The following is a 10,210-nucleotide window of genomic DNA, read 5'->3' as shown; positions in this document are numbered from 1 at the left end:
CGAGGCATGTCGCCGCACGGTATGAATGCTGATATGGCTGGTGCCCTGAGTGGACGCACCCCGGGCCCCCGCCCCTTCTGCGCCCCGCCGCGTTCACAGGACGGTGAAGCCGTCCTTCACCCTGTCGTAGACGTCGAGCGCCTGTCGCTCGACGTCCGGCTCGTACCAGGTGTTGATCTGGTACGACTTCCCGTCCACGTCGAAGCCCAGCAGCCGGGCGTGCCAGGGGACGCCCTGGAGGGTGAACGTGTACTCCCACGCGACCGCCCGCCGGCCGCGGAACGTGGTCTCCTCCAGACGGACCTTGTGGTAGTCCCGCCCCTGGCGGGCGTTCCGTTCCGAGGTCCGCCAGGTGTCCATCAGGTCCCCGCGGGCCAGGGACGACTTGGCGGCGAGTTCCTGCCTGCCGTCCGGGGAGGTGTAGTGGACCTCCGCTCCCGTCTGCACGTCCCGGCGCCAGCCACGGGGCGGTCCCCAGGCGTACCCGCCCGCCTCCCGGTGCGTGCCCGGGGGCAGGGTCTGCGGCCTGGACGTGCCTTCGACCGTCGAGGACGGACCGCCGGCCGGGGTGGTCGCGGAGGCAGCCGACGTCGCCTGCGTCGCCGAGGCGGAGGATCCGGCCCGGTTGCCGTCGGGTGCGCCGGAGTTGGCGGCGAGGACGATCGCGACGACCGCCGCTGCGGCGAGCAGGCCGGCCCCGAGAACGAGTCCGGTCCGGCGCCGGCGGCGCGAGCCGCGCCGGGGAGTGGCCGGAGCGGTGGGGGCGGGCGGCCCGCCCGGGTGTGGCCGGGTCGGGGACGGCCCGGTGGGGAGAGACCCGGGGAGGGACGGCCCGTCCGGAGGCGCGCCCGAGGGCGTCCCGTACGGGGGCGCCCCGCGCGGGTCCGCGTGAGGAGGCGCCCCATGCAGGTCCGCGTGAGAAGGCGCCCCGTGCAGGTCCGCGTGAGGAGGCGCCCCATGCAGGTCCGCGTGAGAAGGCGCCCCGTGCGGGTCCGCGTGAGAAGGCGCCCCGTGCGGGTCCGCGTGAGAAGGCGCCCCGTTCGGCATCCCGTCCGGGGGCGCCCCGCCCAGACCCCTCCCGTCCGGGGACAGCCCGAGCCCGGGACGTGACTCGGTCACCGCCTCGGCACGGGACAGGGAGACGACGGCGCGGCGGGGCGGCGACCCGGGTACGGATGCTTCCCCCGGCCCGGATCCCGCCTCCGGTCCGGGCCTCGGCTCCGGCACGGATCCCGCCTCCGGTCCGGGCCTCGGCTCCGGCACGGATCCCGCCCCCGGTCCGGATCCCGCCCCCGGTCCGGGCCCCGGCTCCGGCACGGATCCCGCCCCCGGTACGGGCGTTGCCCTTGGCGCGGACCCTGCCTCCAATACGGGCTTCGGCACCGACCCCGCCTCCGGCCCGCCCCCCGGCTCCCGTGTGGGCCTCCGCTCCGGCTCCGGCCGTGGCGCCGTGACGGCCTCCGGACCCGACGCGCGTCCGGGCCCGGACGCGGGGTGCGGCCGAGGTGCGGGGCGCCTGGGGTCGGGGACCGTGCGGATGACGCGGGTGTCCCCGTCCCGGGCGTCCTGGAGATCGTGCACGTCCCGCGCGTCCTGCGCATCCCGCACGTCGTCCTGGGCGTCCCGCGCATCGCGCGCGTCCCCCTGGGCGTCCCGCACGTCGCGCGCGTCCCGCACGTCGTCCGGTGCACCCGGATGCGTGTGCTCCCCCGCCGCCCCCGACCCCTCGGCCGGCGCCTCATGGCCGTCGGCGTCCCGGTCCGCCTCCGTGCTCTCCTCCGCGCGGCCCGCCCGCCCCGGCAGGCGCTCCGGGCCGACCCGGAGGGTGGGCGTGGGCATGGGCACGGGCGTGGGGGGCGGTTCCGCGATCGCGTGCAGGGCCGTCCCCACCTCGTCGAGGGACGGGCGGACCGACGGCTCCTTCTCCAGCAGGGCGGCCAGGATCTCGCGCAACGGCCCGGCAGCGGCGGGGAGTTCGGGCTCCTCGTACAGGACGGCGTGCAGCGTCGCCAGCGTCGTGTCGCGGGAGAACGGGGAGCGGCCGCCCAGGGCCGCGCACAGGGTCGCGCCCAGCGACCACACGTCCGACGGCGGCCCCTGCGGGCGTCCCGAGACCCGCTCGGGGGCCATGTAGTCGGGCGAGCCGACGAGCATGCCGACCATGGTGAGGGCCGTGGTGTCCTGGATGGCGGCGATACCGAAGTCGGTCAGCACGATGCGGCGCGCGCCGTGTTCCACCAGGACGTTGCCGGGCTTGATGTCACGGTGCAGGACGCCCCGCGCGTGCACCTGGCGCAGCGCCTCCACCAGCCCGAGGCCGATCCGGGCGGCCTCGCGCGGGCCGAGCGGCCCCTCCTCCGCCAGGAGCCCTTCGAGTGAGCGGCCGGCGATCAACTCCATCACGATCCACAGGCGTTCGCCCTCGTCGACGACGTCGTAGACCCGGACGACGTTGGGATGGTCGATGCGGGCGGAGGCCCTGGCCTCGCGCAGGGTGCGCTCGCGGCGCGTGCGGGTGTCCTCGGCGTCGAGGCCGTCTATGCGCATCTCCTTGACGGCGACCGGCCGGTCCAGCATTTCGTCGGCGGCTCGCCACACGCGCCCCATTCCCCCCTGGCCGATGCTTTCGACCAGCCGATAGCGCCCCGTCACCAGTAACCCTGGAACGCCACCACTTCTCGTGTTTCCCGTATTCCCCGGCAATCCGTTGCACCCCCTCGACGATCTCCCCCGCGCCGAAAACGCACCGCCGACGTACCGGCAACGTCCCGACTGGAACACAATGGTCACACTTCAGGCCGTACCAGCATAGTGCGGAGAAATCTTGTGGTACCTCTTCAAGTACTGCGAATTCAGGCGCAGCCAAGGGGGACGAACATGAGTTCTCGTCGTACGACGACCATCGCGGGGTCGCTGGTCACGGCTTCTATCTCACTGGTGATGATCCTTTCCGGCACCGCCGGCGCGGACGACCAGGGGCCCGGGAGCAGCAAGGGGGGAAAGGCCGTCGACGCCGCGCCCGCGGGCGTGCGGCTGACCACGTCGTTGCCGGAGAGGATCTCCGTCGACAACAGTTCGGAGAAAACGGCGATCACCGCCTCGGTGAAGAACGAGGGAACCAAGGACAGCGGAAAGATCCGGCTTTTGGTCGTCGGTTTCGACGGCCTTACGGTCAAGAACGTTCAAGGCTGTTCTCCGATCGACAAAAAGAATCTGCCGGACGGCTCGAACAGCGGTTTCTCCTGCTCTCTGGACAATCTCGCGGCCAGCAAGTCGAAGTCGTACCCGGTGGACGCGACCTTCGATCCGGGAAAGACCGGGAAGATCTGCCTGCCCGTGCAGACCGGCGACGGGAAGAAGACGTACTGGCAGCAGGGCCCGGTGCCGTTCGGCACGACCAACCCGTCGCCCAACGCCCCGGCCACCCCGCTGCTGCTCGGCACCGACAACAAGCCCGTGGGACCCGGCGGTGACGCGCTGCCGAAGACCGGTGTCGGCCGTGACGTCCTGCCGCTCGGGACGGCGGGCGTGGCGCTGCTGACGGCCGGGGCCGCCGGGCTCTGGTGGACGCGGCGCCGGCCCGCGCCACGGGAGGTCTGAGCCGGCGGAACGAGCGGAGGCCCGACCCGGCGGCAACCGCCGGGTCGGGCCTCCCACGCTGTGCGGGCCGGGACTACTTCCGCAGCAGCTTCCAGGCGGAGGGCAGCAGGCCCATCGCCAGGGCCGCCTTCAGGGCGTCGCCGAGCAGGAACGGGGTGAGGCCGGCCGCGATCGCGGCGCTAGCCGACAGGCCGGCGGACAGGGCCAGGTACGGCACGCCGACGGCGTAGACGATCGCCTCGCCCAGCAGCATGGTGACCGCCGTGCGCAGGACGGAGCGGTCGGCTCCGCGGCCGGCCAGGGCGCCGACGGCGGCGGACGCGAGGACCATGCCGAGGACGTAGCCGAAGGACACGGCGCCGGCTCCCGAGGTGCCGCTCGCGAACCACGGCACGCCGACGACGCCCGCCAGCGCGTACAGGGCGAGCGCGAGGAAGCCGCGGCCGGCGCCCAGACCGGCGCCGACGAGCAGCGCGGCGAAGGTCTGACCGGTCACCGGCACCGGTGAGCCGGGCACCGGCACGGCGATCTGGGCGGCGAGCCCGGTGAGCGCGGCACCCCCGGCCACGAGCGCGACGTCCCGGACACGGGAGGCGGGGATCAGGTCGGCGAGGACCTGTCCGGTGCTGGCGGGGGCGACGGCGGCCGTGCTCATGGGGACTCCGCGGGTGGGTGTGGGCGCGTAGGGACACGGCGACGCTATCCCAGCGCCCTCGGGCCGATCATGGTCAGCGCTCGACAAAGGGTGGAACCCGGGCTTGGTGGGCTCCCGACAAAGGAGGGGCCTCACACCGGGTGCGGCGTGATACCGGTCACTGAGGTCGAGTGGCTTCTCCTACGGACGGGCGGGGACAGCGTCTGTAGGTTCCCCCCAAACGGGCCGCCACCGGGGTCGGTCGCCGTCTCGCCCGTCGGTCACCGTCTGGGCAGCGCCCGGCCCCTTTGCTAGCGTCGAACGCATGGTTGCCCAGGCCCGGAACTTCTCGTCGCGTCGACATGTCGACCTGCGACGCGTGGGCACGGCCGCCTGTCGCCGCTCCGGGTGAGGCGGCTCCGGCGCGCCTGACCCTCCGAGACGGCGCAGTGTCGGACCCGTTCCCGAGGATGACCTCCATGCCCCGTACCGCGGCACCTCCTTTCCCCCCTGCTTCCCCCTCCCTTCCTCCCGCCGGCCTCTCCTCGCCCGTGCCCCGCGCGGCCGACAGCGACCGGCGCCGTACGAGTGCCAGCGTCGTGCTGCGGTCCGTGCTGGAGCACGGGCCGGTCGCGCGCAGCACCGTCGCCCGGCTCACCGGGCTGTCGCCGGCCTCGGTGACCGACTACTGCGCCCGGTTCGCCCGCCTCGGTCTCATCCGGGAGGCCGCGGCGCCCCGCCGCTCGGGCGGGGTGGGCCGGCCGCACCTGCCCGTCGACCTGGACGGCTCGCGATTCGTGGTGGGCGGCGTCCATGTCGCCGTCCCCTACACCACCGTGGCGCTGCTCGATCTGCGCGGGCGGGTGGTGGCCGAGCGGCGGCTGAAGCACGAACGGACCGACCCCGGCCCGGTGCTGGAGCGGGCCGCCGACGGGCTGGTGGCACTGCTGGCCCGGGCGCCGGACCGGCGGGCGCTGGGCGTAGGGGTGGCCGTCGGCGGCTGGGTGGACCGGGAGACCGGGACGGTGGTCGAGCATCCGCTGCTCGACTGGCGGGACGTGCCGGTGGGTGAGGTGATCGGCGCGCACACCGGGCTGCCGGTGCACGTGGACGGGCACGCCCGGGCGCTGGTCAACGCGGAGCGGCTGTTCGGCCGGGCCCGGGGCAGTCGAAGCGTGCTGCACCTGTTCGTGGGCAACATGGTCGACGCGGCCTTCGCGACCAACGACGAGGTGCACCACGGCCCCCGTTCGCAGGCGGGGACGATCGCCCATCTGCCCCTGAGCGGCGGCACCGAGCCGTGCGAGTGCGGGCGGGTGGGCTGCCTCCAGGTCGAGTTGAGCGAGCGGACGCTGTGCCGGCGGGCCCGTGCGGCGGGCGTCATGGACGGGGTGAACCCGATGCGGGTCCTCGACGCGGCGACGGCGGGCGACCCGGTGGCCGTGCGGCTGCTGGTGGACCGGGCCCGGATGGTGGGGCGGGCGGCGGCGCTGCTGCTCGACATCCTGAATCCGGAGACGGTCGTCGTCACGGAGATCGGGGCGATGTACCGGGAGGACTGTCTGGCCGCGTTGCGGGAATCGGTCGGGCCGGAGCGGGCCGCGTCGGTCGCGCCGACCGGTTTCGCCGATTCGGTACTCGCCACGGCCGGCGGAGCGGTGGCGCTGGACGTGTTGTACCGGGACCCGCTGAGCGTGTCACCTGAGCCGACTTAATTCAGAAACTCCGAATGTTGACAGGCCCCAGGAAAGGCCGGGAACATCATGTTCATGCTGCTCACGAGCTGTCGCACCCTCTGTTGCTGACACGTTGACGCGCTGACGTCTCGTCAGTTTCCGCCGGCGTCACGTCGGTGTCCCTTGTGCACGCGCCGCATCGAGCGCGCCTCTTTTCCCACGTTCTGCCGCGCCATTCCCGCCTTTCGGCAATTCCCGTTGCCCGACGTGCGCGCGCATTCCGTCACTTCAGTCTACGGAGTTCCGTCATGCCATCTCTGTCTGCCTCCGGCCTCGACCGGCGGCTGTTCCTGACCTCTGTGCTCGGCGTCACGGCCGCCGCGGCCGGGCTCAGCGGGTGCGCCGAGAGCAGCGCGGCCACCACCTCGAAGGGCGCCTCGACCGCCCCGCTCGCCGACCGGGTCCCGGCCGGCACCAGCCTGAAGATCGCCTCGTACCAGAACGTCCAGCAGCTCCAGTTCAAGCTGGCCAAGCTGGGTGACCTGCCGTTCGAGGTGGGCGCCTGGGCGAACATCGGCGCCGGGCCCGACGTGATCAACGCCTTCCGCGCCAAGTCCCTGGACGTCGCCAACAACGCGGGCATCCCGCCCATCCAGGCGCACTACCAGGGCTACGACGCGAAGATCGTCGCGATCAACGTCACCCGCAAGCCGAACTACCTGTTCGCCACCAGGCCCGGCAGCGACATCCGCACCACCGCCGACTTCCGGGGCAGGAAGCTCGCGTTCTCGCAGGGCCAGGCGCAGGGCGTGGTCCTGCTGCGGGCGCTGAAGGAGGCCGGGCTGAAGTACGACGACGTGAAGCTCGTCCCGCTGACCAGCAACCAGTTCCTCACGGCCCTCCAGTCGGGGCAGGTCGACGTCGCGCCGCTCGCCAACCAGCAGGCGCCCGCCTACCTCCAGCAGTACGGGTCGAAGGGTGCCCGCAGCATCGCGACCGACGTGGTGGACCTGCTGAACCTGCTGTGGGCGCCGGCCACCGTGCTGGCCGACTCCGCGAAGGCGGCCGCGGTCGCCGCGTACATCCCGTACTGGGCCAAGGGCCAGGTGTGGCAGTACGAGCACCCCGACGTCTGGAACAAGGAGTTCTACGTCAAGACGCAGAACCTCACCCTGCCCCAGGCGCAGTCGATCACCGCGCTCGCGAACAAGCCGCTCTTCCCGCCGAGTTGGGACGAGGCGATCAAGTGGGAGCAGGAGACCGCGGACCTGCTGGCGGAGGGCGGCTTCGTGAAGGAGTTCACGGTCGGCTCGCTCTTCGACCGGCGCTTCGAGGGCATCGCGGCGAAGTCCGTACCGGCGGAGTACCGGAGGTGAGCGCCGTGAGCACGACCGCCCCGTCCGCGCCGGCCACCTCCGCGCCCGCCACCGGGGCGAAGGAGGGCACCCAGGTCCGCCGGCGCCGCCGGCTCTCCCCCGGCAGGCGGCTGCCCGCCTCCCGGCTGGTGGGCCCCGCCCTCTTCCTCGCCCTGTGGGCCGCCGCCTCCGCCGCCGGGCGACTGGACCCGGCCGCGATCCCCGCCCCCTGGACGGTGCTGCGGACCGCCGGTCGCCTGTGGACCGACGGGACGCTGCCGACCGACATCCTGACCTCGCTGCGGCGGGCCGGGTCCGGGTTCGCGATCGGCCTGGTCGCCGGCGTCGTCCTCGCGCTGGCCGCCGGTCTCAGCCGGGTCGGCGAGGCCCTGATCGACGGGACCGTGCAGCTCAACCGGGCGATCCCGACCCTCGGCCTGATCCCGCTGTTCATCCTCTGGCTGGGCATCGGCGAGACCTTCAAGATCGCGATCATCGCGATCGTCGTCTACATCCCCATCTACCTCAACACGCATGCCGCGCTGTCCGGCATCGACCACCGCTACGTCGAACTCGCCGAGGTACAGGGCCTGTCCAGGCTCGCCTTCGTCCGGCAGATCGTCATCCCCGGCGCCCTGCCCGGCTTCTTCGTCGGACTCCGCCTCGGGGTGACCGGCTCCTGGCTGGGCCTGGTCGTCCTGGAGCAGATCAACGCCACCAGCGGCCTCGGCTACATGATGTTCCAGGCCCAGAACTACGGCCAGAGCGACGTCATCCTGGTCGGCCTGCTGATCTACGGCGTCTTCGGCCTGGTCTCCGACAGCGCGGTCCGCCTCGTCGAACGGAGGGTGCTGTCATGGCGCCGCACGCTGAGCAACTGACCCGTCCCGCCGTACGGTTGCGCGGACTGACCCGGTCGTTCGACGGCCGCACGGTCCTCGACGACCTCGACCTCGACCTCCCGGCCGGGCAGTTCACCGCCCTGCTCGGACACAGCGGCTCCGGCAAGAGCACCCTGCTGCGAGCCGTCGCGGGCCTCGACCACCAGGTCACCGGAAGCGGGGAGCTGACCGCCCCGGAGCGGGTGTCGGTGGTCTTCCAGGACTCCCGGCTGCTGCCCTGGCGACGCGTCCTGGCCAACGTGCTGCTCGGCCTCGACGGCAAGGAGGCCGAGCGGAAGGCCCGCGCCGCCCTCGCCGAGGTGGGCCTCGCCGGCCGCGAGCGGGCCTGGCCTAGCGAGCTGTCGGGCGGCGAGGCGCAGCGCGCCGCGCTGGCCAGGTCGCTGGTGCGCGAGCCCGAACTGCTGCTGGCGGACGAGCCGTTCGGGGCGCTGGACGCCCTGACCCGGATCCGTATGCACGTCCTGCTGAGGGAGCTGTGGGAGCGTCACCGGCCCTCGGTCCTCCTCGTCACCCACGACGTGGACGAGGCGATCGTGCTCGCCGACCGTGTCCTCGTCCTCGACCAGGGCCGCATCGGCCTGGACCTGACCATCGACCGCCCGCATCCACGCTCGTACCGGGACCCGCTGCTCGGCGAGTACCGGGAGCGGCTGCTGACCGCCCTCGGCGTCACGGAGGACCAGAAGTGACCCGTCAGCTCCACCTCAACGCGTTCCTGATGAACACCGGTCACCACGAGGCGTCGTGGCGGCTGCCGGAGAGCGACCCGTACGCCCATGTGGACCTGGCGCACCACGTGCGTCTGGCCCGGACCGCGGAACGCGGCACCTTCGACTCACTGTTCCTCGCCGACGGCCCGCAGCTGTGGAGCAGTGTCGGACAGCGCCCGGCCGGCGCCTTGGAGCCGCTGACCCTGCTCACCGCACTGGCGACCGCCACCGAGCACATCGGTCTGATCGCGACCGCCTCCACCTCCTACAACTCCCCCTACAACCTGGCCCGCAAGTTCGCCTCGCTGGACATCATCAGCGGCGGCAGGGCGGGCTGGAACATCGTCACCACGGCCGGCGCGGAGGCCGCCCGCAACTTCGGTCTGGACGCCGAGCCCGCGCACGCCGAGCGCTACGCCCGCGCCGCGGAGTTCCTCGACGTCGCCCTCAAGCTGTGGGACAGCTGGGAGGACGACACGATCGTCGCCGACAAGGCGGCCGGCGTCTGGGGCGACGACGCCAAGATCCACCCGCCCCGGCACCGGGGGACGTACTTCCAGGTCGAGGGGGCGCTCAACGTGCCCCGGTCGCCGCAGGGTTACCCGCTGCTCGTGCAGGCGGGCTCCTCCGAGGACGGCAAGCGGTTCGCGGCCCGCTACGCGGAGGCGGTGTTCACCGCCCAGCAGACCCTCGCCGACGCGCAGGCGTTCTACACGGACCTCAAGTCCCGGGTCCGGCAGTCCGGCCGCGACCCCGAGCACCTCAAGGTGCTGCCCGGCATCGTGCCGGTGATCGGGTCGACGCAGGCCGAGGCGCGGGCGAACGAACGGATCCTGGAGGACCACATCGTCCACACGCACGGGGTGGAGCGGCTGGAGAGCCTGCTGCACCTCGAACCGGGCACCCTGGAGCTGGACGCCCCGCTGCCCGCCGACCTGCCGCCGGAGAGCGCGATCGAGGGCGCGAAGAGCCGCTACACGCTCGTGGTGGAGCTGGCCCGGCGCGAGCGTCTCACCGTGCGCGAGCTGATCGGGCGGCTCGGCGGCGGGCGTGGGCACCTGACCTTCGCCGGTACGCCCGAGCAGGTCGCCGACGAGATCGAGCGGTGGTTCACGCTCGGCGCCGCCGACGGCTTCAACATCATGCCCGCCGTCCTGCCCTCGGGCCTGGAGACCTTCGTCGACCAGGTCGTGCCCCTCCTGCGCACCCGTGGCCTGCTCCGCACGGAGTACGGCCCGCGCCGCACCCTGCGGGACCGCTACGGCCTCCCGCGCCCCGCGAACCAGCACGTCACCGCCCGCCCCGCGCTCGCCACCGCCTGAGAGGACCCCGC

Annotated in this window: 8 protein-coding genes; 6 read left to right on the top strand and 2 right to left on the bottom strand. The window is 73.0% G+C overall.

The window, feature by feature from the left end; genetic code table 11:
• Positions 1-93 precede the first annotated feature (93 nt).
• Positions 94-2,655, bottom strand: a complete 2,562-nt coding sequence (locus ABZT03_RS35490; protein WP_356047091.1) for a protein kinase — start codon at positions 2,653-2,655, stop codon at positions 94-96.
• A 222-nt stretch (positions 2,656-2,877) separates the two neighbouring features.
• Here ABZT03_RS35490 and ABZT03_RS35485 point away from each other — a divergent pair, with 222 nt between their 5' ends.
• The gene (locus ABZT03_RS35485) at positions 2,878-3,600 is read left to right on the top strand and encodes an LPXTG cell wall anchor domain-containing protein (protein ID WP_356047089.1); all 723 of its coding nucleotides are present in this window, start codon (positions 2,878-2,880) and stop codon (positions 3,598-3,600) included.
• 73 nt (positions 3,601-3,673) lie between these two features.
• On the opposite strand, the gene ABZT03_RS35480 is transcribed toward ABZT03_RS35485, so the two are convergent.
• Positions 3,674-4,255: a biotin transporter BioY gene (locus ABZT03_RS35480; protein WP_356047087.1), complete on the bottom strand. Its 582-nt coding sequence runs from the start codon at positions 4,253-4,255 to the stop codon at positions 3,674-3,676.
• Positions 4,256-4,713: 458 nt separating this feature from the next.
• Here ABZT03_RS35480 and ABZT03_RS35475 point away from each other — a divergent pair, with 458 nt between their 5' ends.
• The 5 genes from ABZT03_RS35475 to ABZT03_RS35455 all read left to right on the top strand — a co-directional run bounded on the left by ABZT03_RS35475 (position 4,714) and on the right by ABZT03_RS35455 (position 10,199).
• The gene (locus tag ABZT03_RS35475; RefSeq protein ID WP_356047086.1) at positions 4,714-5,949 is read left to right on the top strand and encodes an ROK family protein; all 1,236 of its coding nucleotides are present in this window, start codon (positions 4,714-4,716) and stop codon (positions 5,947-5,949) included.
• 269 nt (positions 5,950-6,218) lie between these two features.
• Complete coding sequence (locus ABZT03_RS35470) at positions 6,219-7,286, top strand: ABC transporter substrate-binding protein (RefSeq protein WP_356047084.1); 1,068 nt, start codon at positions 6,219-6,221, stop codon at positions 7,284-7,286.
• Positions 7,283-8,146, top strand: coding sequence for an ABC transporter permease (locus tag ABZT03_RS35465; RefSeq protein WP_356047083.1), 864 nt, complete (start codon positions 7,283-7,285; stop codon positions 8,144-8,146). The genes ABZT03_RS35470 and ABZT03_RS35465 overlap by 4 nt, the downstream gene beginning before the upstream one ends.
• The gene (locus tag ABZT03_RS35460) at positions 8,122-8,856 is read left to right on the top strand and encodes an ABC transporter ATP-binding protein (RefSeq protein WP_356047081.1); all 735 of its coding nucleotides are present in this window, start codon (positions 8,122-8,124) and stop codon (positions 8,854-8,856) included. Before ABZT03_RS35465 ends, ABZT03_RS35460 begins: the two co-directional genes overlap by 25 nt.
• Entirely contained in the window at positions 8,853-10,199 is a 1,347-nt protein-coding gene (locus ABZT03_RS35455; RefSeq protein ID WP_356047079.1) for an LLM class flavin-dependent oxidoreductase, read from the top strand. Before ABZT03_RS35460 ends, ABZT03_RS35455 begins: the two co-directional genes overlap by 4 nt.
• Positions 10,200-10,210: the final 11 nt, after the last annotated feature.

The sequence above is a fragment of the Streptomyces sp. NPDC005574 genome, from assembly GCF_040605435.1.
Taxonomy (GTDB): domain Bacteria; phylum Actinomycetota; class Actinomycetes; order Streptomycetales; family Streptomycetaceae; genus Streptomyces.
This window is presented reverse-complemented; position numbering and strand designations above follow the sequence as displayed.